A 22,314-nucleotide genomic window follows, 5' to 3' on the forward strand; every position below is an offset into this window, starting at 1 on the left:
AGCTGACTTGGATTAAATATAGAAGTTGGGAAAGTGTATAATACAGATCTACAGTTGATGCAGTGGTCAAAAAACAGATATGTATGTCTTTGATACTAATATTTTTGTCGCTGCATTACGTTCTCGACGAGGTGCTAGTTTTTTAATCTTGAAAGCCATTCGTCAAGGATTAATTGTAGGTGGAGTTTCTGAAGCATTGTTTCTAGAATATGCTGAAGTTTTAAAGCGAGATGAAAACCTACAGAATTTTTGGACGACATCAGAAGATGTTGACGTGATTTTGGGTGTGCTTGCCGATGTATTCAGACCCATCCGAATTTATTGGAAGTGGCGACCTCAGTTAAGTGATCCAGATGATGAAATGGTTTTGGAATGTGCGATTAATGCTCAAGCCCAAGCTATTGTCACTTTTAATGTACAAGATTTTTTGCCAGCTGCCAAATATTTCGGGATTGAAGTTGTTCGACCAGGAGAGTTGGTTCACTCTCTCAATTTACAGGAGCAAGTTAGCGAATGAATTATTATCCTTTACAATTACCTGAGACATTGTTGAAAGAAATTCAACGTCTTGCTGAAGAAAATCAAGTTTCTATCGAGCAGTGGTTAGTGAGTGCTGTTACCGAAAAAATTGAAGGTCAGAAAGTTGTACGACTCTTGCAGAGTTATGCGGAAAAAGCCGATTACAACCGTTTTGATCAAATATTAGCATCAGTGCCAGATACAGAACCTATAGCAGGGGATGAGTTGGAATAGCGCTACGCGCAAGGCAAGAGGCAATAGGCATGCTAGCAATAGCTGATTATAATAGCTTGTGCTGCTTTTATAAATGTCAAACACCTTAATGCGTAGTGCTATATAAAACCTCTAAGGGGATTTATGCGATCGCGTAGCGTGGCCATAGGCCAATCGCTGTTTAGTAGGCATTGCTTAATAATTGAATGATTTTAAGAGTGAGGTAGAATGGCCATCTTGGTGGAACTGGCATCTTGCCAGTTTCAATATATTTTTGCGCGGGCAGGATGCCCACTCTACTGCTATTCATCGGAAGATCCAGCAACGCTTTCTAGTAATCTATTTGAAGCTGACCGCTGACTGCTGACTGCTGACCGCTGACCGCTGACTGCTGACCACTGACCGCTGACCACTGATGTATAAATTACATATCATACCCAAACAAATTGGGATCAACATCTTTCAAATCCAAATCCCCTAACCCATACTCAGCCCAACGCCTATCTACCATCGCTGCTACATCCCCATCTGACTCCAACGTTGCGCCCCATTCATGTTCCGTTTCCGGTGGAATCTTAGTAGTAGCATCAATACCCATCCGTCCCCCTAAGCCAATCTTTTCACTAGCAAAATCCAAACTATCAAAGGGAGTATTAGGCAAAATAAATACATCCCGGACTGGGTCAACCTTAGAACTAATTGCCCACACCACTTGACGGGGGTCGCGAATATTAATAGTCTCATCCACCACAATCACAAACTTGGTGTAGGTAAATTGAGGCAAGGCACTCCAAAAGGCCAAAGCAGCCCGTCGCGCTTGTCCTGGATAGGCTTTCTTAATCGAAATAATGGCGGCTTTATAACTCAGAGCTTCCATGGGCAAGAAGAAATCCACAATTTCTGAGACTTGTTGCCGCAGGATCGGGGTATAAATCCGATTGAGTGCGATCGCCATCATTGCTTCTTCTTTCGGTGGACGCCCACTAAAGGTGGTTAAATAAATCGGATCCTTGCGGTGAGTCATACAGTGGAAGCGAATCAAGGGGGAATCCTCCACTCCACCGTAATACCCCATGTGGTCACCAAAGGGACCATCTGGCAACATTTCCCCTGGAGTAATCGTGCCTTCCAGGACAAACTCCGAATCCGCTGGTACCTCTAAATCTAAGGTTTTACATTTAGCTAGGTTAACCCCAGACCCACCATAGAGTCCAGCAAAGAGCCATTCCGACAGGTCAACCGGTATGGGAGTAGCAGCGGCCAGAATAATCAGGGGGTCAACACCGAGTGCGATCGCAATTTCTAATTTCTGTCCTCTCTCCACCGCCTTGCGCAAATGTCGTGCTCCACCCCTGACCGAGAGCCAATGCACGGTCATCGTAGTCTTAGACTGCAGTTGTAGCCGATAAACCCCCACATTAGGAATACCGGTCTCACAATCCTTGGTAATCACCAATCCTAAGGTAATAATCTTGCCAGCATCACCGGGATAAGGGCGAATCAGGGGTAATGTATTCAAATCCAAATCATTTTCCTGCACCACCACCTGGTGACAAGGAGGGAAAAAGTCTCGCCCTGGTTTAGCTTTCACCACATCAAACAAAATTTTGCCAAATTCCACCGCCTGGGAAATTTTCTTAGGTGGCTTTGGTTGTTGCAGCATCCCTAGCTTCTTGCCCAGAGTTTCCAAATCTTCCGGGGTTGAGCGATTCATCGCCCAGCAAACCCGTTCTTCTGTTCCCATTAAATTAATCGCAACCGGAAAGGATGACCCTTTTACATTCTCAAACAGCAAGCCAGGTCCACCCGCTTGTAGCATCCGGTTTGATATCTCAGCAATTTCCAAATCTGGGTCAACTAAAGCCTTAATCCGCCGCAATTGTCCCTTCTGTTCTAGCTCTTGGATAAATCCCCTTAGGTCTCTGGCCATGATTACAATTTGTAAAGCTGAGTCCCTCTTACTATACCAGTTCTCAATTGGTTGAGGGACTTTAGTCTTGGGTTAAGGGGAACAGGCAGGGAACAGGGAACAGGGAACAGGGAACAGGGAACAGGGAATAGGGAGTAGGGAGGGAGTAGGGTAAACATTATCTATACCTCATTACTCTGATAAGCGCTATAATGGCAAATTTAACCCCGTAAAGAAACCAAGTTATCGGAAAACATTTCCGTAATCAAGGATTCTGACTCCTGGCTTCTGGCTCGAAGCTCCTTCAATCTACCAACAGCTGAGTTCTATGGAACTCGCATTTTTCCACTACCCACTGCTGATCCTTGAGGGATCCGTGTAGGAATTGTGGGAATTTTTGTTCCGTACTCCCTACTCCCCACGGTGCGCTTTCCGTAGGCGAATTAAATTCGCCACGGGTCGCACCGCTCCCTACTCCCTACTCCCTACTCTCTTTGCTATTTCACATATACTGGGTTCATAGATCTGCTTTTGTATTCTGCCCAAAATTACTCACCAAATCTACCAGAAACCATTCGTGAATGACTCTGCCGCGATCAACGAAATTAGCCTTTACCTCTACCAAGCCATCCTTGAGCTTCAGCAGCAGCAGTCCGAATTACTCAAGGAAAAATACCGAAAAATCGCTTGGGATAAGCCCCGTCATCAATCTGCTTTCCTGGCCAATTTGAAATCAGAACTCAGCCAAGAGCAAGATTGGCCCCGACGAATTATCAAAGTCAGGAAATTACTGCAAGTTCTGTTCATTCCTAGTTATTTCAACTCCCCCAGCTTTAGAGAACTGACCCAAAAACTTCGTCACTCTATCCGACCCAAGCCAGGGAATAATTCCCATAACTTAGCTGTCTCTACTAATAATAAAACCCCAACATCGGTTTCCCCTTCGCCAAAGCTAGGCACAGGAATTGCCATCTTACTGCTAGATGCCGAAAATTTACGGCTCAATACTGAAACCGAAAAGTTCCTAGCTCAAATTTGTTCCTACCCGATCCAAATCAAAATTGCTGTTGCCAATTGGCGTGCTATGGGTAAGTATGACACTGAACTGCATACTCGTGGCTATGAGCTAATTCACGTACCACCAGGAAAGGACAGCGCTGATTTTAAGATGGCTACCGTTGAGTCATGTGCCAGAAGGATTTATGCACCTTGATGACCTGCGGCTACAAATAACTATCGATAGTCGCCTGCAACGAGCAGCTCGCTCTGCCCTGAAGGAAACCATCAAGAAGTTTAATGCAGAGCGTGGCAGTATCCTAGTGATGAATGTAAACAATGGTTCGTTGTTAGCCCTAGTTTGTGAGCCAACCTACAACCCCAATCAGTACTCCAAATTCGATGTGAGTTTGTTTAAAAATTGGGCGCTGTCAGACTTGTATGAACCTGGTTCGACATTCAAACCCCTAAACGTTGCGATCGCATTAGAAACTGGTATCATTACAGCCCAAAGCTTGTTCAACGACACTGGTAAGATTCAAATTGGCGAATGGCCGATTCTCAACCATGACTATAAATCAGTAGGCGCTCGCGGGATGATCAATCCCACCAAGATTCTGCAACATTCGAGCAATGTGGGCATGGTGAGGATGATGAGAAAGATGAAACCTGAGGTTTACTATGACTGGTTAGAGAAGCTAGGCTTAAAGCAAAAAGTAGGAATTGAGTTACCAGCTGAGACGGCTGGACAGCTCAAAAGTAAGTACAAATTTAAAGTTTCCCCAATTGAACCAGCTACGGCTTCATTTGGTCAAGGCTTTTCCTTAACCCCAATTCAGCTAACTCAGATGGTAGGTGCCCTTGCCAATGGTGGTAAGCTAGTGACTCCCCATGTGGTTCGGGGACTGTTTGACACCAAAGGGAATCCCCACTGGCAACCACGCCGTCCTGCACCGAGACGAGTATTTTCCCCCAACACTACTCGGACAGTGGTGGAAATGATGGAAACTGTAGTAACTGATGGTTCTGGAAAGGCATCCCGCATTCCTGGTTATCGGATTGGTGGTAAGACCGGTACGGCTCAGAAAGCCAGTCCTAATGGGGGCTATTACAGCGATGCCAAGATCACCAGCTTTGTGGGAATTTTGCCAGTAGAATCTCCCCGCTATGTCATCTTAGCAGTAGTGGATGAACCCCAAGGCAATGCCTTTGGTTCTAACGTAGCTGCACCATTAGTCAAATCAGTTATAGAAGCACTGATTACCATTGAGCGGATTCCACCATCATCTCAAAACTTCCGCTAGTAGGGCAACTCGGTTTTCAAATGAGTACAATTCAAGCTCTGGTTTGACTTGTCTGCACCTGTGCTAATAACTGATCAGTGTTAGTGGCTGCTGGTTTACAACTAAGTGCCTGACAAACTAAACCAATAACAGAATCTGGCAGATGGGTATCTAATTGATAAACACTTACGGGGAAATACTCACAGATGAGGGAGGTAAGTTGCTTAGCACCAGCGCGAATCAGAGTGCAATTGCGGTACCAATCTAAAGCAGTAAATATACTGGGACAGGATTGAGGGGATGTGTTGAGGACGCTACTAAATGCTTTCAAGGCTTGCTCTGCTCGGTCAAGGTATCGGAGATCTTCAGTAAGTAAAGCCAGACGTACTAGGTTTGCGATCGCTACCCCATTGGCAGATGGTGTCGCATTATCCGTATAACTACGCTCGTTTACTAACAGTTGATCACTAGGGTCACTGGCAGCATTATAGTAACCACCATTATCCACACTCCACAGCAATTCATCAAACTCCTGCTGTACCTTAACCGCTTTCTCTAGCCAACTGGCCGGTGACAGGTTGGTCGGTTGCAGGTTTGAACCTTGGCCAAAAGGCCAAGGTTGTTCTACTGACAAACTTGCCTGATGTAAATCCAGTAGAGCTTTGATAAACAAGGCATAATCCTCAGACTGAGCCAGCACTGCCGGTTGACCATCATAGTTTAGTCGGTGGAATCGACCTGCTACCCATTGATTGTTGAGGATGAATTGAGCAGCAACAGTTGCTAGTTGCCAATAGTCCGGTTCCAGGAACACACTATAGCCTCGCGCTAGGCCAGAAATCATTAAGCTATTCCAGGCAACAATCATTTTGGTGTCCGTTACTGGTGGAATTCTACCGAGCCAGTTCCGGGTTTTTGCCTCTTGATTGGTCTTGGCTGGTGGGAAGGTTTCCAGGAGATCCGGTTTGGCACCATAACGTGCTTCAAACAGTTTAGCCAAAGCAGCTTCAGTGTTCTGGGAAAACTGATCTGAGTAACGGCGCTGCAACACATTCTTGCCTTCAAAGTTGCCCTCTTTGGTCAGAGTAAATTCTTCCTCAATTGCTGTAAACTCCGATGGGCTTAGCAGTTGTTCTAGTTCTGAATAACTCCAGACATAAAACTCCCCTTCTTCAGGTTCACTGTCTGCTGGAGTCGCGAAATTATCTGCATCTTGAGCAGCATAAAAGAAACCATTCGGAGCGGTCATTTCCCGCTTGAGCCATTGAACTGTTCCTGCGATCGCTCGTTTAAAAGCGGCTTCCTGAATCCCTGCACTCCACAAATCTACCAAGTACTCCACAATCTGCCCATTGTCATAGAGCATTTTTTCAAAGTGGGGTACTGTCCAAGTGGGGTCAACCGTGTAGCGATGAAACCCCCCAGCCACATGATCGTAAATACCGCCCTTGGCTAAGTCTAGTCCCCGCTGTGCACAAGCCTGCTCTGGGGTATACTCCGATGCCCAATCGAAGCGAGTAACCCGTAGTGCCATACTGGCATAGGGAATCATGGGGAAACGTGGACCTGGATTGAGAGCATTAACGACACCCACACTAACTTGACCACCGATAAAGAGCAAATCATCACCAAGCTGCTCTGATTCGGGTAGTACTGCTGCCTGTTGGAGGTATCCCAGGATGTCTTCTTTGAAACTGTTAAGCTTGCCTTTTTCTAAATCATAGAAGCGACGAATTGATTGGAGCAACTGCAAAAACCCCGGTCTTCCGTAGCGTGGTTCCACAGGGAAGTAGGTACCTCCATAAAAGGGTACCAAGTCATCCGGTGTCAGGAAAATATTAAGGGGCCAGCCTCCTTGACCTGTCATCATCTGCAATGCTAGCATGTATATGCTATCAATATCGGGTCTTTCTTCCCGGTCTAGCTTAATCGGAAGAAAATTAGCATTCATATACTTGGCAATTGCCTGATTGGAAAACGCTTCGCCCTCCATCACCGTACACCAGTGGCAGCTAGAGTAACCGATAGACAGGAAAATTGGCCTATCTTGTTTTCTTGCTGTTAATAGCGCTTCTTCACACCAAGGCCACCAATCGATCGGATTTTCAGCATGCTTACGTAGATAAAGGCTTTGGGATTGGGCAAGGCGGTTAGTCATGACAGCTTCAGTAGTCGCTTCCCCTTCAGTCTACCTTGGTGAGTACTGAATCATTGATGTATTTGTCGTTAGTTATTTGTCGTTAGTTATTTATAATTCACTCTTTGTTCTGAGGGCTAGCCACTGTTGACGATTTTCTCCAAATATCTGGCAGTATCTACAAAAATATGTTAGACTTTGATTAGTTTTCTAGTGTCATTGAAAACATTCTGTAACTTGAATTGAAGCCGAAAACCAAAGCAAACCATGATAGTGGTTGCGTTTTCTATTAAACACAGATAATAGCGCCAAGAGCGGAACAAAACCGATCTTGGCCAAAGGAGATACCCCCTGGCTGCTTAAGCAGCTTGCATTAGTGGGCTAAAATCTGCAAAGTAGATTTTGGTAGCTAAAAAGTATCGGTAGATACAAATCACCCATGACCAATGATGAATCACTAGTAAACTTTGGTTTTAAACTTTGGTTTCCTCAAGAGTATTACCAAAGTAATGATGATAGTAATCATAGCTACCGGTAGTGTAACCTTTTAAACCATTAGCAACAATACCCAAAACTCTGCTATGAGCAATTCTCAATTCCGAGAGAGCTTCTTTGAACAAAATTTGCTTAGCTTTCCCTAAACCTACCACCATCAATATCCCATCGGTATTAGGCTCGATCAGTCTAGCATCCGCCAGACCAAGTAGGGGAGGGGTATCAAAAATTACCAGCTCAAACCGCTCTTTGAGATATTGAACTAAATTCTCCATCTTTGGGGAATTGAGAAGCCTGGTGGGGTCGGGGGAAATTTGACCAGCACTTAGAACACAGAGATTTTCCTCTAGAGGCGATCGCTGAATAACATCATCAACCTTGATTTCGCTAGAAATAACATCGCTCAGTCCCCACAAATTAGGTAAATCCATCTTCTGATGAATCTGAGGAAAGCGCAGATTAGCATCCACCAGTAAAACCTTTTGCCCCATTGCTGCTGCTGCCAGGGCTAAGAATATAGCCGTAGTGGATTTACCATCTACTGGTTCAGCAGAAGTTACCACTATAGCGCTAATGGGTTTCTCAGAATACAGACATTGGAGATTAACTTGGAGAGAGCGAAACGCCTCTAAAACAGGAGAAATCTGGTAACTACCAGATCCCACACCGAGTTGTGGAGCTGAGGCTTCTGGCTCGGGTATTATGCCCACACCAGTAACGGTAGTGCCTTTCTGGAGTTCTTTGTTAAAGGGGATTGTTGCTAATATTGGAAAGCGAGTATACTCTTTGATATCGTCAGTGCTGTTAAGTAAATGATGTAACTTTTCTGCTAAAAACCCAGCCGTGGCACCTGCAACTATCCCTGCGGCTGCGCTTAGGAGCAAAGTATCAGGCAAATTTGGGGATATTGGTTTTTCAGGTTGTTGCGGCTCAACAATTGTCTGCCAAGGGATACTGGTTTTAGCTGATTCAAGTTCCAAAGTTTCCCGAACTGACTCAAAGCGGTTTAGGCTTTCTGTTGCTACCTCAATCTTCTGCTTGAGTTCTGTATATCGATCGGCAATCACAGCTAGCTGTTTAAGTTTTTCACTGATCAGACTTTCCCCTTTAGCGATTGCGACCTGGCGCATCTCTAAAACCTTAATTTGGTTCGCTGTCTCTACTAGCTGCTGAATCAAATTCAGGCGAACTTTACTTGAGGAAGCCGATGGAGCATTGCCACTCAACTCCTGAATACGGCTATTTATCACCTTTTCTGCTTCCTGGCTTAACAGGGGGAGTAAATTTTGCTGTTGTTGCCTTAATCCTTCAAAGGTAGATTGGTTTTCCTTGAACTCTGCTAAATCCAACACCATCTGACCTTCTACTTTAGAAAGTTGGTTGAGCAATTGTTGATAACGGGGTGTTGCGATCAGGTTAGCTACTGCTTCCGCTTGCTGTGAGGATAGCCCCAACTGACCTTTGAGTTTCCCATACAGTATAATCATGTCTCGCAGCTGAGTTTGGGTAGCTTGTCTGTGTTCGACAATAGCATTGACCCGATTCGTCAACAGTTCACCCTGAAGTTGTGGATTAATCAGGTTGTACTTCTGCTGGAGTTGCTGGAGTTGTAGCTGAAGCTGATTAATTTGTCCTTGTATTTTCGGCTGCTGATTCGAGACAAATTGAATGCCTTGTTTGATGCTAGCCTGTTGTTGTTGCTTAGAGTACTCGATGTAGCCCAGAGCAACCTTTTCCAAAACAAATTGAATTCTTTCGGGGTCTGAATCTTGGTAGGCAACTTCTAAAATTTTGGTTTCTCGCAGTCGGGATACCATCATTCCTTCCCGGAGAGTATGATAGTTTATTTCTGGATATTGGGTTTGAATTTGCTCCACAATCTCAGACATAACCTGAGGAGAGCTTAGTACCTGAATTTGAGTGTCATAGTCGAAACTTTTAGTTGGAGCAGCAATGCTATGTACCCCGGGTTTTGCCTGCAACTCCAACGGGTCTTCACCAGATATGGGTTCGAGTAACAGCTGGAATTTGCCTTCATAGATCGGAACTGCACTTAAAGTTTTGGCAATAATTCCGGATGTCACAGTAAGGGCGACCCCTGCCATCAAGACAGCTCGACGACGAGCAGCAGCTAATATACGACGCAGATCGAGTTTGCTGGCTTCCAACTCATAGGCTCCTCCTGTTAGTTCTGGAGAAGATCGATACTGCTGTTGACCACTATGCTTAGATAGGGATGGCTTATAAGCTCCTTGGGAACCCATAATTCAAGTTCTTCTTGCTACTTGGGGATTGGGAATTGGAGATTGGATAACTGGTAGGATGCATAAACCCTAGTTACATGCTAGTTACAGGAACATCGGGAATGATTAGCCTGGTTTTGTGATCAATATCGATTAGCCCGAAGGGCGTTGGCTAGCGAACAGCAATAACCTTTTATTTTCCTTGCTTGAAGGTCAAAACAAGAAATTTAATGTAACATCATTCCGGACTCACGAAGCAATCGCTTGCCAACATATAGGATATCCAATTTACCAAACTTTCCCAATTTACAGATACAACAGTTATACCACCCATCAGGATGAATAGGACCCATGCAAAAAGGCAAAAGGAATACTAGGGTCGTAACTTAATCCTTTAACCTTTGACATCTATCCTGATTGCCACGGAATGAATGTGCCCAATAGATTTCAGGCACTAGTTGTTGCCAAATTCTCTGATTTGGCTTCCAGCAAGCTCTCATAGAGCTGACTCAGCTGATGGGCAACACCATTCCAGCTAAACATATTTTCTACCCTTGCTCTTGCCCCTAAGCCAAGTTGATTTTTCCAGTCGTGATCCGAGAGAATCCGATCGATAGCAGCCGAAAAAGCACCAGCATCTTTAGGTGGTGCCAGTAAGCCAGTTTCTGCAGATACAACGGTAAACTGAAGACCACCGACATCACTAGCTACTACAGGGGTGCCACTAGCCATGGCTTCGATGGCAACTAAACCAAAAGGTTCGTAGTGACTTGGTACTACACAAACATCAGCTGCAGCATAATAAGCTGGCAGTAGTTCATCAGCAATGCGTCCAGGAAATGTAGTGATAGTTTGCAGTTCCAATTCAGCTACAATCCCTTCAATGCGATCGCGTTCCATACCATCTTTCTCACCAGGACGAGAACCACCACCAATAATCAGCTTCAAGTTAGGATCACCCCGTAACTGGGAGGAACCAACAGCTCGAACTAGGGTTTCAATGCCCTTGCGTTCGTCAAACCGTCCCACGTAAAAGATGATTTTGTTTTCAGGGCTAAGTCCAAGTTTTTGCCGTGCTTCTAAGCGGTTAATCTTGCCAAATCGGTCAATGTCGGTACCACAGGGAATAATATCAATGTCCCCCTTACTTGAAACTAGCGTACGCATGTGTTCTTGTTCTTGGGGAGATGTAGCAACAATTCGTTCTGCTGTTTCTAGCACTGCTTTTTCTATGTCCAAGCGAGTCGCAGCAATCTTCGGAATTGTTTCTACTGACTGGTATTTAACTGCGCCTAGGGAGTGATAGGTGTGAAGTTGAATAAGCGATGCAGCGCGGTCTTGGGGAGGCAGCGAGGTAGCGCGGTCTTGGGGGTCCCCCCCATGAGCGACTACCGGTGCGGTCTTGGGGGTTCCCCCCATGAGCGACTGCCGTTGGTTTCCCCCACTCGCTATTGCATCAAGAAGGGATTGACGCTTCTTCCACTCCATACCTACCCAAGCCGAAAGCCAGTAGTTTGTATGTACTATTGAATAGTGAATGCCTGATTGCTCCTGAAACTTAAGCAATTCGGTTAAAAACTCACCGCAGTATTCAAAAATCTCCTGTCGTGGCACAAATGCTTTTGGACCAGCAGTTAGGCGAATAGTACGACAACCTGGAGTATGTTCAACAATTGTGGCTTGGTTGGAACTGGAGAGGCGAGTAAACATATCGACCTGCCACCCTTGCTTAGCAAGAGCTTCACCCACTTGGCGCACATACACATTCTGTCCTCCAGCTTCTTCCTTACCGATTTCTATCGCTGGATCTCCGTGAACGGAGATCAGAGCAATGTGCTGTGTATTTTTCGTATTCATAGGCTTTTTTGATGTTGGAGCTTACAGAAGGTTTTCAGGTATGGGGAGTCTGACCTCTATCCGACTAAACCCTCAGCGTCGAGCTTTTACACACTCACTTAACAAATTTTAACCTCTCAGGTGTGCTTAACACATCAGTGGATGGAAGTAAATAAATTTAACAATTTATTTATATAAAATGATAACTTAAGTCGGGCACTATATGGTATCGTTTAGCTTCTTGAGATGCTTCTGGGATTTCACACAGGTCTTTATAGCTGCCTGAATGTCCCTCACTTAAAAATAGTGCATCATTCAGCGATGCCTCAGGTGCGACCCGTGGCGAATTTAATTGGACGACTGTAAGCGCACCATTACGGTCTTGGGAAGGCAGCGCAGTCTTGGGGGTTTCCCCCATGTTTGTAGTAGTGTGAACGATCGCTCATGGTTTCTAATCAGAAAATTTACATTACTAGCAGTTGACAACTTCAAAAATGTGCTAGTATGGATTGACATCACCTTGGAGAGGTGGCTGAGTGGTCGAAAGCGGCAGATTGCTAATCTGTTGATAGGTTCAGGCCTATCCGAGGGTTCGAATCCCTCCCTCTCCGTTGAGTATCCTCAACTGGCAAAAATCAAACTTTCGTTGCTTAGAAAGTTTGATTAACTCTACCTAGGTCTTTGTAAAAAGGAGGCATAAGATTCAGTAATTATGCATCTTATGCCTTCTTTGCTTCTATTTGTCCCTTGTCTACCTATCAAAGTTAGAGAAGCTGTAACCAATGCCAAAAGAAATTCCGAGATCTGTGGCACCATCAACGAAAATTCCACCAGTTAAAGCAGCATTGGCAACAAAATTGGGTCCAAATGGCCAATCAACACCACCAGTAACGATTAAACCGACATTGTCCTCATCACCTGTAGAAAAAGCCAAACCAGCACCAGCGAAAGCTGAGTAAGTAGGCGGCTCAAACGGTTCATCCTGGAAAATAAAGTTGTAAGTGGCTGGGATCACAAAGGTAGCATCATCATTGATTAGTATGCTAGGACGCACTGATAAAGTGGGGGATAAATCGTATTTGCCGTTAATCATAAAGCCACCTCGACCAATATTGGTGCCATCATCAGTAAAACCGATATGACCGCCAATTCCGATATAGTTTCCAACCCCAAGGCTCTTGCCAGTAGGATCAATGTTTCTTTGAGCTACAGGGGTGCCTACTTCATAGGAGGTTGGCTCTGAGGTGGGAGAGCTGGCTGGATCTAGTTGTATGTTTAGAGCTGCTACAGATGTCGCTAAAGTCCCTGGTCTCGGTGGAGCTACCACAGGATTATTGAACTCTCGAGAAGGTTTTTGGGATTGCTCAGTGATCGGTTCTAGCTCTTGTTTGGGGAGATTAGCACGATACTGGATAGTTTCTAAATTGGCTAATGGTACCTGCTTCTGTGTGACTGTATAGTCAGCAATTGGTGCAACTGAGCCATTGAATTGGGAGCGGTTTACCAATTCATTAGGAGACCCTACCGACTTAGTAGCACGAACCGCTGCTCCTATCCTGTCCAATTGCCCTAAACGGGAATTAGCTCGATGGTCAGTGATAGTGTTGAGATTCTCTGATGGCAGACTAGTTGGTCTGAAGATATTTTCAGGAGTCTGTGTAGTTTCCGGATTAAATCGATTAGGGTCAAGTGTGATGGTGGAAGCTGCTGCTAATTGCTTAGGTCTGACCGCTGCTGCTGTCTGGGTAAATTGCTTTACCGATGAATTATAGCTAGGTGTTTCAGCAGTAGCAGACAGCTGGTAACTGACCATCGTCAATACTGCCATACTCAGTTGCATCGAAAGGGTCTTAGGAAAATTACTCTTCACACTCACTCCTCAAAAACTACTTGGTTATTGGTTAGGGGTAACAAATATAGCAGTTAGGCAAAAGCTAAAAGCTATATTTCTTGGTCAGTAACTTGTAGCTGCTAGCCATTGAGATCACATAAGCTACTCAAGAACTTGAACCCAATCCTAGGATAGTCTACTCATCCGACCAACTTTACCAGATACAAAGAGCAGAATAACCTCATTTTGGCTTTTAGTTTTGCCCTGGGTAAACCTCACTACTAACACAGGACTTAGCTATCTAAACCTGTAAAATCTCTGTATACCCCTATCGGGAAGGCAATAGGCATCCATGCACCCATGCAAAAGTTGACTAGAACAGCTTAGGTTAGCTTTCGGCATTAAGAATTAAATTCCCGTGGCGGCAGTCGCACCTTTCGAGTACCGTAACTCCCATCACAGATACGGAGGCGCTCGATCAGAGTAACTTGATCATGAGGCAGTCAGGGAAAGGTTGGTCAACGGGCAACGGTTGATTTCACTGCTGAATCTTCCTAGTTGTTCATCCTTCTAGAAAAGGATCATAATCTGAGTGTAAGTTCCGCCTTCCTATACTATGGTTTTGCTTGAGCAATTACGAGCCAATGATTTAGAATACTACTGTCGTGCTAATCTCAACCTCTATGATTCGCCCAACTGTAAGCGTTTGACAACACAAGCAGCTACAGGAAGGCACTTGCGGGTCAAGTCTGTCCCGCCTGTCGGTAATGCCTTAGAAGTACGTCTGTGCGAAGATAACTATTCTGGTTGGTTGCCTGTGTCGGATTTGGCTCTACTGGAGATAGCTAAGACTCCTTATCGCCCCATTTCTCTGTCTCCAGCTCAAATTCAAGCACGAATAAAAGCGGTAATTGGGTTTACTAAAGCAGCAATGGATCAAAATCCCTACTACCTTTGGGGGGGTACAGTAGGTCCCAACTATGACTGTTCAGGGCTGATGCAAGCAGCGTTTGCAGCATCGGGGATTTGGTTACCCAGAGATTCCTATCAGCAAGCAGCTTTCACCCAAACCATTAGAATGGAGCAACTACAACCAGGGGATTTGGTCTTTTTCGCTACCGGTCAAAAAGTTAACCATGTAGGATTGTATCTAGGTGATGGTGATTACATTCATAGTTCGGGTATTGATCATGGTCGAAATGGGATTGCAATTGACCAGCTTTCAGAACAAGGGGATGAGATAACAAAGTATTATTACCGACAGCGCTACGGAGCTGGGCGAGTTGTGACAAGTTATCAGCCCTAGTCACCTAGCACAATTATCTAGCACAGTTATCTAGCACAGTTATTTACCAGCGTACTGCTCGAAGAGAACATGGTAATCAGGCTTACTATAAAGCTCTCAGCAGGGCTTCAGGGCAAAAGACTAACAAAAATTACCACAAAATGTCCTCACAATTTCCTTTACTCAGAGAAATCTTCTGAGCTTTCTAAAATATTCCTGCTGATGATCTTGTGATTATACTGATTATTGAGGGAAGACTGTGGGTAGATGTATCCCTAGCTTATCTGTAGAATTCCTGACGGATCGAGCCCAGCAATGAACACCACTCAGTCTCACATAAAAAGTACTGAAACAATGGCAGAGGCAGAGTCCGCCCTAAAGATCTGGTTTTCTTTATCACTTGATCTATTATGCACCTTTGGTCAAAACGGATATTTTCAACAACTTAATCCGGCTTGGGAAAAGGTTCTAGGTTGGACTTGCTCCCAATTGCGATCGCGACCTTGGATTGAGTGGATTTATCCAGAAGATAGGGAATTTACTCTCAATGCCCTTCGTGATTGTGGTCAAGGAAAACTAGTCGAATACCGGAATAGATTATACCACAAAGATGGTAGCTTGCGTTGGCTCGCTTGGAGAATTTCACAGGATGAACAGGGTCTTCTCTATGCTGTTGCTAAAGATATCACTAGTATTAAACAGCTAGAATCGGGATTGGACTATGGTAACTCTACTGGCTCCTATAAAGGCAGTAAGGGCTTTGAAAATCTAAATCTAGATCAGCAAAACTTCAAAAGTGACTTTGCTCTATTAACGGAATGGCTTTATCGCTATGAAGCGGTTAGTCAAATTAGTGGTCATCTGCTCTACGAATGGAATACCCAGACCAATGAATTGATTTGGGGTCACAATATTGAACAAGTATTGGGTTATTACCCAGGAGAACTCACCAACACTGGGCAAGGGTGGGATGAATTAATTTATCCTGATGATTTAGAACGATACCGACACACCATTGAACGGGTGATTGTCACTAAAGAGCCTTTTGATATTGACTATCGGATCCGTAAGAAGGATGGCACATACATCACCGTTGAGAACAAAGGACAGTTTTACCTAGATAGTTCAGGTAATCTCAATCGTCTGCTGGGGTTAATTGTTGACATCACGGAGCGCCAACAGGCAGAAGAGGCATTACGCCTAAGCGAAAAACGATTTCGGCTAGCAGTGGATAATTATCCCGGTACATTTATTATCTATGATGCCCAGCGGCGGCTCCAGTTTATCAATCAACAAGGGGTTAAGCTAACTGGAGTGGCTGATTCACCACTACTGGGTCACACTGACGAAGAAATCTATCCTCCTGTATTTAAGGATATCTATGTGAAACTGCTACAAAAGGCTGTGGAAACCCGGATGCCACAAGTGGAAGAACTGACTTTGACTTTGCCAGAGGTTGGTGGACTCACTGTCCTCGCTACCTATATTCCCCTGCTAGATGAGCAAGAAAATATTTATCAAGTTATCGGGATTATCCAAGATACTACCCAGCGCAAGCAGGCAGAGGTAGAACTACGGCAAGCCTATCAGCAATTGAGACTAAATACAGAAGCCGCGTTAGACCAGAAAGAAGCAAAATTTCGACGGGTGTTTGATGAAGCACCTATTGGAATGTCACTATCAGATTTGGATTATCAGTTTATTCAGGTGAATCGGGCTTTTTATGAAATGCTCGGATACACCAAGTCTGAACTAATGGCTCTCAATGGTTTGGCAATTACTCATCCTGAAGACCTAGAACAAGCCAAGCCTTATATTAGGCAGGTCATACAAGGAGAAATTGATAGTTTTAAGTTAGAAATACGTTACCGTAAAAAGAATCAAGATACCCTCTGGGGTAATTTAACCATGATGGCTATGCGAAATCAAGCAGGAGAAATCCTGTGTATTTTGAGCATGGTTGAAGACATTACAGAACGCAAGCAGGCAGAGGAGGCGGTGCGACACAGTGAAGAACGATTTCGTGCCATCATTGAAGATCAAACTGAACTGATCTGTCGCTTGAAACTTGATGGCACCCTAACGTTTGTCAATGATGCTTACTGCCGCTATTTTGACAAAGACCGCTCTGAATTAGTAGGGAAAGTATTTTTGCCAAAAATGCCTCCGGAAGACGAAGACATTGTTACCCGGAACTTCCGTTCTCTTTCCGTAGATAATCCGATCAACACTTACGAACACCGAGTTCTTCTCGACTCTGGAGAAATTCGCTGGCAGCAGTGGAGTGATCGAGCTATGTTTGATGAACATGGCCAATTTATCGAATGCCAGGCGGTGGGAAGGGATATCACTGAACTCAAGCAAGCAGAAGCAGATATTCTTAATGCATTGGCTAAGGAAAAAGAACTGGGTCAACTCCGATCAGGTTTCGTTTCATTAGTTTCTCACGAGTTTCGCACGCCACTGACTACCATTCAATCTTCTGCTCAAATGCTGCAACGCTATCAGAAAAAATTGTCCCCTGAGAAAAAACAGAAGCACCATGATAAGATTCAGCATGCTGTGGTCCGGATGACTCAACTTTTGGATGATGTTCTAACGATTGGGAAAGCGGATGCTGGGAAACTCAAGTTTGAACCAGAATCCATGGATTTAGTGGCTTTGTGTCAGGACATACTCGAAAATATTAAAATTAACCTGGGTTCTAAGCATAACCTGATGTTCATTAGTCATGGTAGCTGTCAAGATGCCCTAATCGATGAAAGACTGTTGAGTCATGTTGTTAACAATTTGCTCTTAAATGCGATTAAATATTCTCCAGAAGGAGGTACGATCAAATTTGAACTCAATTGCAATTCTTCGACCGCAGTAATCCAGGTTCAAGATCAGGGGATCGGCATTCCTATAAAAGACCAAGAGAAACTATTTGAGTCCTTTGAAAGAGCAAGTAATGTTGGCAGTATCCCTGGGACTGGACTGGGTTTAGCAATTGTCAAAAAATGTTTAGACTTGCACAATGCTAAAATTGCTGTAAACAGTGAAGTTGGGGTGGGAACGACATTTACGGTTACCCTACCGCTGCACTTTGCTACGAACCAAAATAATTAATATTAATAAGATCAAATCCGGTTAATCACTTCTACAATGGTTGATCGTTTTTGGTTAATTATTAATTGTTAATTGTTAATTGTTAATTGTTAATTGTTAATTATTAATTATACTAGTTATTATTAGCCTAATGAGGTGCATAGGATTTTCTCCCTGTTTCCTGTTCCCTATCGCCTGTTCCGAGATCTGCTGTTCCCTAAAAACCTTAGGTGCGCTTGACCCATTAAGACTTAAATTCGCCACGGGTCGCACCTCAATAATTTGTACCTCACCTAATTGAATACCGCTATAATTGTTAATTATTGATAATTAATACATAATTGAACAAAATGTTGAGCGCAGTCCCCACCTAGAATCTTTGATGCGCGGTGGGGTTAGCGAAACCAATAAACAAAGCGCAGCATCCTTATTCTGGCTTTTCCTGATTCTGGACATATGCAATCAGCTTTTCTAATGGAGCTTGCGTTCCAACTGTTATCAAAGCATAGCTGCCACCCCAGAACATCGGTTTTTCTGACCAGTAAAAACGTTTGAGATGGGCTGCATACTCTTTGCGCATTAGTCGAGAGGAAACAGTTTTGAGGTTATTTACTAGCAATGACCAAGTCAATACTGGGGATAGCTTCAAACAAAACGTGGACGTGATTACTCTCCCCCCCAAATTCAATCAGTTCACAATCCCATTTTGCTAGGGTAGCCCTCAAAATGTCTTCCAAGGGTTCAAGCATCTCCCCTGTTAGGGAATTGTTTCTGAACTTAGTCACTAGTCCCAAGTGATAGATCAACCGAAATGCTGAGTTGGAGTGAGTCTTGAGTCTCCAGCAAATCCATAGAGCGGTATCGGCAACTAAATTGACAACTAAATCTTAGCAGGTGAAAATACATATGGTATGGTTAAGTCTTTTTCCATGGGCCAGAAGCAAGCTAAAAAGCGAACTAAGCGTAAAAAGTCAAAGACAGCGTCCAGGATCAGAACGGATGTCTGGTCGCTGTCTTTGACTCGCCACCAGCGCAATTTAGCTATTCTGACAGTGGAAGAGTACCGCCATTTCCTAAAACCTTTGGTACTAATCGCCTATGGGAATTGGTCTGCCCTGTTGGGGTTAACTGCCAAAGAACGGGTGAACGCCCTGGAGAAGTTGGTTCACCAGACCGCAAATAATCCCAATCCTAAATATGGTTGGTACTTCAAAAAAGCCATCAATAACCATCCATCGTTTCGCAAGTTTCCCAGCTACCTAAGACGCGCTGCCATCCAAGACGCATTAGGGATTGTTAGCAGCTTTGTGACTCGCTGGCAGGATTGGAAACGAGGCAATAGAAAGCACCGACACGACAAGTCGCCTAAGCTTACTGCCATCGGTAACAGCTACCCAGCTCTGTACAAAGGTCAACAAATTCGCTATAACGCTAATTTTAAAGCTGTAGACCTCAAGGTTTGGAGCGGTAAGGATTGGGTATGGTTATTGGCTATTCCTGTTCGTTCATCGGGGAAAAGCCGCCATCATGGTCAAGACAACAAACTGATGTCGCCTTCGTTAATTGCTAACCGCCGCAGCGTTCATCTGTCGATGCCCGTCGAGATCGCAATTAAGGAACTGCCGGAATCCGAGTGGGTTTGTGCGGTAGACCTAGGAATTAACACGACAGCGACCTGCTCTATCGTTAGTCGGGACGGTACTGTAAAAGCGAGGAAATTTATTTCCCCCGCCAGAGACATAGACCGCCGTGACCAACGCAAGCAGCGTATTGCCACTAAGTCCAAGCAAACCCGTAAGATCACCAAACGGAATTTGCCTCAAGGGTTCTGCAAGGGATTGTATCGCAAGTCCAAACAGATCAACCAACACATTGCTCAAGTCGTCTCCAAAGCTGTCATAGACTTTGGAATAGCTCATCAAGTGAGCGTGATTGTGTTTGAGGACTTGTCAAACTGGAAGGCAAAAGGGGGTAAGCACGGCTCTGTCCAAAAGCAACGATTCCACCAATGGTGTAAAGACCGGATTGTGGAACTTGCCATCCAGAAATTTAGCGAGTTAGGCGGGAACGTCGTCAAGGTTAACGCCAAATATACCAGTGCTTATGGGTTTGATGGGTCTGGCTTAATTTCCCGCAGCAACAAGAAGTATTCCCTGGCCAGATTCAAGAACGGCAAGCGCTATAACGCCGACTTATCTGCCTCTTATAACATCGGCGCTAGATATTGGTATGCCGTGCTAACTAACGGGAAATTTACTAGGGTCTGGGAAGGCAGAAGTTCCTCCCACACGCTGAGAACGCCAGTGACTCTCAGTAGTTTATGGAAGCTATCTGAGTCCAACCTAGCATAAGAATCCCCAGCTAGAATTTTTAATTTAGCTGGGGTGCGTTCAAGTCTTCTGTATTCCTAATTCTCACTTCAGTTGACAATCAAAGATCAACAATGACCCCTCAGCTTTCTATCAAATTCTTGCAAGTTCACGAAAGTAGCAAGTCTACTGATTCCACTCCCAGTTATCGCCTTGACAGCTATATTGCTCAACAAACACCTGACTTGTCTCGCTCTCGTATCCAGAAGCTGATTGAACAAGGCAACGTGCAAGTGAATGATCACGTGTGCATCTCAAAAAAAGCTAAAGTTCAGCTAGGGGATCGCATCTCCCTAACCATTCCTGACCCCAAACCTCTGGAATTACAACCGGAAGTCATCCCCTTAGACATTCTTTATGAAGATGACGTTCTGATTATTATTAATAAACCGGCTGGTTTGGTAGTTCATCCAGCACCAGGTCATGAAAGTGGTACTCTTGTCAATGCCCTTTTAGCCCACTGTCCTAAACTGACAGGTATTGGTGGTGTTCAGCGTCCAGGCATTGTCCACCGCTTGGATAAGGATACAACTGGTGCAATTGCGATCGCAAAAACTGACCAGGCTCATGGACATCTACAAGCCCAACTCCAAGCCAAAACTGCTCAAAGACAATATTTAGGTATAGTCTATGGTGCTCCCTCTGCTGAGTCTGGCACCATTAACCAACCGATTGGACGGCATCCTGTAGACCGCAAGAAAATGGCTGTCGTGCCAGTAGAAAAAGGGGGACGCCCAGCTATTACCCATTGGCAAGTCCGAGAACGACTGGGCAACTATACCCTGATCCATTTCCAATTAGAAACTGGTCGCACCCACCAAATTCGTGTCCACAGTAGCTATATTGGTCATCCCATTGTTGGAGATCCCGTTTATAGCAGTGGTCGTTCTGTCGGTGTTAATCTACCGGGTCAAGCACTTCACGCTTGGCGACTACAACTACAGCATCCGGTTTCTGGGGAGTGGATTGAGTTTGTTGCCCCTCCCCCCCTAGCTTTGATCAAACTCTTAGACGTGCTACGACTTCGCTTGAGCTAGTTCCTTTTGCGGAGATTCCTTAGCCCGATATGGCACTAAGGATTCGTAATCGATGTTCAAAGCTGATATTCGTGGGATAGTGTTGCCTTGGGGAGACAGATCCCGTGCCATGCCCATATACAGAGATGGATCCCCTGCCTTGGCCTTCTTGTCTTGTGGCACGTAACTGCGCACCTGGGTCTGCCAAATGATTTGTGGGAAGCCCAGTACTGCACGGTAGTATTCGTTGTAACGTGGAGATTTGATGTTGAATGGTGTTTCACCCTGAGGGCGACCGGGAAGCACTCGACGCCGTTGATAGGGGACGGTGTTGTACCCAAAATTCTCCATGTACTCTTCGCTGTCGAGCAGTTGATCGACGAAGCCTTGGATACCCTTTGTCGCAATTATAACTGCCCAGGCTAATTTTTCTCTTTCGCCATAGATATCACGTCCAAGCACCCGCTGCACACACTGCTCTACAACCCGATAGTTGCTGTTTTTGTCATAGAAGCTGGTCTTGAAGGTTTCAGAAAGCAACAACCCACGAATGAAGTCCCGCACTGTGATCTGACCGAAGCGGAGTTGGGACTCCAGGAACGGTTCACGATCCGAAGCAAAGGCATGGAAGAAGATCTGACGGTATCCTGCCTCGATTAGGGCATCCATGTCTCCGGGGGAGAGCAAGTTTTCAGTGGAATAAATTCTGGGTTGCTCTTCTCCTGGTATCTCATACCCATTTATGCGCGCATTCTGCGTCACAGGGGCGTAGCCTAGTAAAGGAATAGCCACGTTTTTATCTCCGTATTCTTAGAAAATCTTACAAACCTTAATCAAATATATAATGAATCCTGTGTCAGTCTATAAAAAAATTATATTTTAATCGATATGTTAATCTCTCAAGCGACTAGTGATAGCTGGCACAGCAGTCAATCGTCAATCGTCAATAGTTATGGGTTAATCAACTAACCTTCTTCTTGCTTTTGTGATTAATCTGTGTGATTACTCTGAGTCTTCCCCTTTAACTTAATCACCTTAATCACTAATAGATTATTAATTTTGATTAATTAAAACGTTAATCAAAGTAATAATTTT

General features: G+C 44.6%; 20 protein-coding genes and 1 tRNA gene. 11 read left to right on the top strand and 10 right to left on the bottom strand.

Annotated features, from left to right (window positions below; all coding sequences use genetic code 11):
- The first annotated feature begins 79 nt into the window (after window positions 1–79).
- Both F6J99_RS00680 and F6J99_RS00685 read left to right on the top strand, forming a co-directional pair.
- Window positions 80–517, top strand: coding sequence for a putative toxin-antitoxin system toxin component, PIN family (locus F6J99_RS00680; RefSeq protein WP_293053577.1), 438 nt, complete (start codon window positions 80–82; stop codon window positions 515–517).
- Window positions 514–753 carry a CopG family transcriptional regulator gene (locus F6J99_RS00685; protein WP_293111269.1) on the top strand — a complete coding sequence of 80 codons (240 nt, stop codon included), beginning with the start codon at window positions 514–516 and terminating at the stop codon, window positions 751–753. Before F6J99_RS00680 ends, F6J99_RS00685 begins: the two co-directional genes overlap by 4 nt.
- 403 nt (window positions 754–1,156) lie before the next feature.
- Here the strand turns inward: F6J99_RS00685 and F6J99_RS00690 are convergent, their stop codons facing one another.
- Window positions 1,157–2,662, bottom strand: coding sequence for a UbiD family decarboxylase (locus F6J99_RS00690; protein ID WP_293111270.1), 1,506 nt, complete (start codon window positions 2,660–2,662; stop codon window positions 1,157–1,159).
- A gap of 2 nt (window positions 2,663–2,664) precedes the next feature.
- Window positions 2,665–2,820, bottom strand: coding sequence for a hypothetical protein (locus tag F6J99_RS00695; protein WP_293111271.1), 156 nt, complete (start codon window positions 2,818–2,820; stop codon window positions 2,665–2,667).
- 206 nt (window positions 2,821–3,026) lie between these two features.
- On the opposite strand from F6J99_RS00695, the gene F6J99_RS00700 reads away from it, so the two are divergent.
- From F6J99_RS00700 to F6J99_RS00710, 3 genes are read left to right on the top strand one after another with little or no spacing between them, the layout of a single operon-like run.
- Entirely contained in the window at window positions 3,027–3,164 is a 138-nt protein-coding gene (locus F6J99_RS00700; RefSeq protein ID WP_293111272.1) for a hypothetical protein, read from the top strand.
- Window positions 3,165–3,218: 54 nt separating this feature from the next.
- Complete coding sequence (locus F6J99_RS00705; RefSeq protein ID WP_293111273.1) at window positions 3,219–3,854, top strand: hypothetical protein; 636 nt, start codon at window positions 3,219–3,221, stop codon at window positions 3,852–3,854.
- Window positions 3,844–4,941, top strand: a complete 1,098-nt coding sequence (locus F6J99_RS00710) for a penicillin-binding protein 2 (RefSeq protein WP_365972357.1) — start codon at window positions 3,844–3,846, stop codon at window positions 4,939–4,941. Before F6J99_RS00705 ends, F6J99_RS00710 begins: the two co-directional genes overlap by 11 nt.
- Before the next feature lie 31 nt (window positions 4,942–4,972).
- On the opposite strand, the gene F6J99_RS00715 is transcribed toward F6J99_RS00710, so the two are convergent.
- From F6J99_RS00715 to F6J99_RS00730, 4 genes are all read right to left on the bottom strand, one after another.
- Complete coding sequence (locus F6J99_RS00715; protein ID WP_293111274.1) at window positions 4,973–7,078, bottom strand: thioredoxin domain-containing protein; 2,106 nt, start codon at window positions 7,076–7,078, stop codon at window positions 4,973–4,975.
- Between the two features lie 452 nt (window positions 7,079–7,530).
- Entirely contained in the window at window positions 7,531–9,816 is a 2,286-nt protein-coding gene (locus tag F6J99_RS00720) for a polysaccharide biosynthesis tyrosine autokinase (RefSeq protein ID WP_293111275.1), read from the bottom strand.
- A 426-nt stretch (window positions 9,817–10,242) separates the two neighbouring features.
- Window positions 10,243–11,652 (bottom strand): glycosyltransferase, encoded by a 1,410-nt coding sequence (locus F6J99_RS00725; RefSeq protein WP_293111276.1) that lies wholly within the window; start codon window positions 11,650–11,652, stop codon window positions 10,243–10,245.
- Between the two features lie 169 nt (window positions 11,653–11,821).
- Window positions 11,822–12,049, bottom strand: coding sequence for a hypothetical protein (locus F6J99_RS00730; protein ID WP_293111277.1), 228 nt, complete (start codon window positions 12,047–12,049; stop codon window positions 11,822–11,824).
- Window positions 12,050–12,153: 104 nt separating this feature from the next.
- Here F6J99_RS00730 and F6J99_RS00735 point away from each other — a divergent pair.
- Window positions 12,154–12,242: transfer RNA gene (locus F6J99_RS00735), tRNA-Ser, on the top strand.
- Window positions 12,243–12,382: 140 nt separating this feature from the next.
- Here the strand turns inward: F6J99_RS00735 and F6J99_RS00740 are convergent.
- Entirely contained in the window at window positions 12,383–13,459 is a 1,077-nt protein-coding gene (locus tag F6J99_RS00740) for a hypothetical protein (protein ID WP_293111278.1), read from the bottom strand.
- A 619-nt stretch (window positions 13,460–14,078) separates the two neighbouring features.
- Between F6J99_RS00740 and F6J99_RS00745 the strand changes: the two genes are divergently transcribed.
- The 3 genes from F6J99_RS00745 to F6J99_RS00755 all read left to right on the top strand — a co-directional run bounded on the left by F6J99_RS00745 (window position 14,079) and on the right by F6J99_RS00755 (window position 18,135).
- The gene (locus F6J99_RS00745; protein ID WP_293111279.1) at window positions 14,079–14,768 is read left to right on the top strand and encodes a C40 family peptidase; all 690 of its coding nucleotides are present in this window, start codon (window positions 14,079–14,081) and stop codon (window positions 14,766–14,768) included.
- A 294-nt stretch (window positions 14,769–15,062) separates the two neighbouring features.
- Window positions 15,063–17,855, top strand: a complete 2,793-nt coding sequence (locus F6J99_RS00750) for a PAS domain S-box protein (RefSeq protein WP_293111280.1) — start codon at window positions 15,063–15,065, stop codon at window positions 17,853–17,855.
- A 130-nt stretch (window positions 17,856–17,985) separates the two neighbouring features.
- Window positions 17,986–18,135: a hypothetical protein gene (locus F6J99_RS00755; RefSeq protein ID WP_293111281.1), complete on the top strand. Its 150-nt coding sequence runs from the start codon at window positions 17,986–17,988 to the stop codon at window positions 18,133–18,135.
- 126 nt (window positions 18,136–18,261) lie between these two features.
- On the opposite strand, the gene F6J99_RS00760 is transcribed toward F6J99_RS00755, so the two are convergent.
- Complete coding sequence (locus F6J99_RS00760; protein WP_365972362.1) at window positions 18,262–18,414, bottom strand: transposase; 153 nt, start codon at window positions 18,412–18,414, stop codon at window positions 18,262–18,264.
- Window positions 18,415–18,439: 25 nt separating this feature from the next.
- Window positions 18,440–18,640 (bottom strand): transposase, encoded by a 201-nt coding sequence (locus F6J99_RS00765; RefSeq protein ID WP_293111282.1) that lies wholly within the window; start codon window positions 18,638–18,640, stop codon window positions 18,440–18,442.
- Window positions 18,641–18,745: 105 nt separating this feature from the next.
- Here F6J99_RS00765 and F6J99_RS00770 point away from each other — a divergent pair, with 105 nt between their 5' ends.
- Both F6J99_RS00770 and F6J99_RS00775 read left to right on the top strand, forming a co-directional pair.
- Complete coding sequence (locus F6J99_RS00770; protein ID WP_293111283.1) at window positions 18,746–20,185, top strand: transposase; 1,440 nt, start codon at window positions 18,746–18,748, stop codon at window positions 20,183–20,185.
- 92 nt (window positions 20,186–20,277) lie between these two features.
- Window positions 20,278–21,240, top strand: a complete 963-nt coding sequence (locus F6J99_RS00775; protein WP_293111284.1) for an RluA family pseudouridine synthase — start codon at window positions 20,278–20,280, stop codon at window positions 21,238–21,240.
- Here F6J99_RS00775 and F6J99_RS00780 read toward each other — a convergent pair.
- Window positions 21,220–22,011, bottom strand: coding sequence for a phycobilisome rod-core linker polypeptide (locus tag F6J99_RS00780; RefSeq protein ID WP_293111285.1), 792 nt, complete (start codon window positions 22,009–22,011; stop codon window positions 21,220–21,222). The genes F6J99_RS00775 and F6J99_RS00780 overlap by 21 nt on opposite strands.
- Window positions 22,012–22,314: the final 303 nt, after the last annotated feature.

Origin of the sequence: Moorena sp. SIO4G3 (genome assembly GCF_010692305.1) — a bacterium.
GTDB lineage: Bacteria > Cyanobacteriota > Cyanobacteriia > Cyanobacteriales > Coleofasciculaceae > Moorena > Moorena producens_A.

Coding starts and splice junctions, on each gene's coding strand:
- F6J99_RS00755 (WP_293111281.1), top strand. CDS start 17,986: ATGAGGTGCATAGGATTTTCTCCCTGTTTCCTGTTCCCTATCGCCTGT.
- F6J99_RS00680 (WP_293053577.1), top strand. CDS start 80: ATGTATGTCTTTGATACTAATATTTTTGTCGCTGCATTACGTTCTCGA.
- F6J99_RS00720 (WP_293111275.1), bottom strand. CDS start 9,816: ATGGGTTCCCAAGGAGCTTATAAGCCATCCCTATCTAAGCATAGTGGT.
- F6J99_RS00770 (WP_293111283.1), top strand. CDS start 18,746: ATGGTTAAGTCTTTTTCCATGGGCCAGAAGCAAGCTAAAAAGCGAACT.
- F6J99_RS00710 (WP_365972357.1), top strand. CDS start 3,844: ATGCACCTTGATGACCTGCGGCTACAAATAACTATCGATAGTCGCCTG.
- F6J99_RS00750 (WP_293111280.1), top strand. CDS start 15,063: ATGAACACCACTCAGTCTCACATAAAAAGTACTGAAACAATGGCAGAG.
- F6J99_RS00740 (WP_293111278.1), bottom strand. CDS start 13,459: ATGGCAGTATTGACGATGGTCAGTTACCAGCTGTCTGCTACTGCTGAA.
- F6J99_RS00715 (WP_293111274.1), bottom strand. CDS start 7,078: ATGACTAACCGCCTTGCCCAATCCCAAAGCCTTTATCTACGTAAGCAT.
- F6J99_RS00695 (WP_293111271.1), bottom strand. CDS start 2,820: ATGTTTACCCTACTCCCTCCCTACTCCCTATTCCCTGTTCCCTGTTCC.
- F6J99_RS00725 (WP_293111276.1), bottom strand. CDS start 11,652: ATGAATACGAAAAATACACAGCACATTGCTCTGATCTCCGTTCACGGA.
- F6J99_RS00730 (WP_293111277.1), bottom strand. CDS start 12,049: ATGGGGGAAACCCCCAAGACTGCGCTGCCTTCCCAAGACCGTAATGGT.
- F6J99_RS00760 (WP_365972362.1), bottom strand. CDS start 18,414: ATGCGCAAAGAGTATGCAGCCCATCTCAAACGTTTTTACTGGTCAGAA.
- F6J99_RS00690 (WP_293111270.1), bottom strand. CDS start 2,662: ATGGCCAGAGACCTAAGGGGATTTATCCAAGAGCTAGAACAGAAGGGA.
- F6J99_RS00745 (WP_293111279.1), top strand. CDS start 14,079: ATGGTTTTGCTTGAGCAATTACGAGCCAATGATTTAGAATACTACTGT.
- F6J99_RS00685 (WP_293111269.1), top strand. CDS start 514: ATGAATTATTATCCTTTACAATTACCTGAGACATTGTTGAAAGAAATT.
- F6J99_RS00775 (WP_293111284.1), top strand. CDS start 20,278: ATGACCCCTCAGCTTTCTATCAAATTCTTGCAAGTTCACGAAAGTAGC.